We start from the raw sequence: 545 nt of genomic DNA on the forward strand, positions 1-545 counted from the left end.
TGCCCGTGGCTGTCCAGCAGATAAATGCGGGTATTACTGAGCGGCCGGCCGATAGAACGATCATCGTCCGAAGAGAAGACTTCTTGACAGGTGGCGGTGACAGTATTTTCCGTCGGACCATAAGCATTTAATAACCGGGGACGGTGACCTGCCTGGGCAAACCAGTCCTGAAGGGCTTTTTTCTGCACGGCCTCACTGCCGATGATAATCAGCCGAAGCGCATCCGGCAGCACTAATCCCGGCTCTCTGGCGGCCAGTTCAGACCAGAATAATGTCGGCAGGAACAGCACCGTGATACGGTTTTCACGGGTTAAGGTAATAAACTCTGCCATGGAGGTCAGCCAGCTATCATCACGGATCACCAGCGTGGCGCCATGACATAATGCTGAGAAACACTCCTCAACGGCGACATCAAAAGCAAACGCCGCAAACTGCAATACCCGATCCTGCGCCGTCACCCCATACAGCTCATTGACGCTCAACGTGCGTTGATAGATCGACTGATGCTCCACCATCACCCCTTTCGGCTGCCCGGTAGAGCCGGA

General features: G+C 54.9%; 1 protein-coding gene. It reads right to left on the minus strand.

Annotated features, from left to right (window positions below; genetic code table 11):
* Positions 1-545 (minus strand): AMP-binding protein (locus AAC147_RS12680; RefSeq protein WP_047686795.1); only part of this gene is annotated, 545 nt, incomplete at both ends.

It is taken from the genome of Xenorhabdus sp. NBAII XenSa04 (assembly GCF_963866145.1).
GTDB lineage: Bacteria > Pseudomonadota > Gammaproteobacteria > Enterobacterales > Enterobacteriaceae > Xenorhabdus > Xenorhabdus indica.